We start from the raw sequence: 399 nt of genomic DNA, 5'->3' as shown, positions 1-399 counted from the left end.
TCACTCTGCACACTTATGTAGCCACCCATCATCGCCGCTAATTGCTGCGACAAGCTCAAACCTAGTCCTGTGCCACCAAAACGTCGACTAATACTGTTATCTGCTTGGCTAAAACACTCAAAAATAAGTTTAAGTTGAGATGCTCTCATGCCAATCCCAGTGTCTTTAATCGAAAAGACTAACGCTTGCTCGGTTTTACTAACACCAATAGTTACTTGCCCTTTATGAGTAAACTTAATGGCATTAGCACATAAATTAATAAGAATTTGTTTTACTCGCGTTAAATCTAATCGCGTAAAATAGGATTTTTCTAACTGGCAGTCTAAAACTAACGATAAACCTTTCGCTTTAGTTTGAGGAGAAAACATAGCGTGAATATCGTTTATAAGCTTCACCACA

General features: G+C 38.1%; 1 protein-coding gene. It reads right to left on the bottom strand.

What is annotated here, in order from left to right; all coding sequences use genetic code 11:
• A partial coding sequence (locus CWB66_RS21725) for an ATP-binding protein (protein WP_252371833.1) occupies positions 1–399 on the bottom strand: 399 nt, incomplete at both ends.

It is taken from the genome of Pseudoalteromonas sp. S558 (assembly GCF_005886635.1).
GTDB classification, from domain to species: domain Bacteria; phylum Pseudomonadota; class Gammaproteobacteria; order Enterobacterales; family Alteromonadaceae; genus Pseudoalteromonas; species Pseudoalteromonas aliena.
The sequence above is the reverse complement of the archived record's forward strand: the minus strand, read 5'-3'. Positions and strand labels throughout refer to the sequence as shown.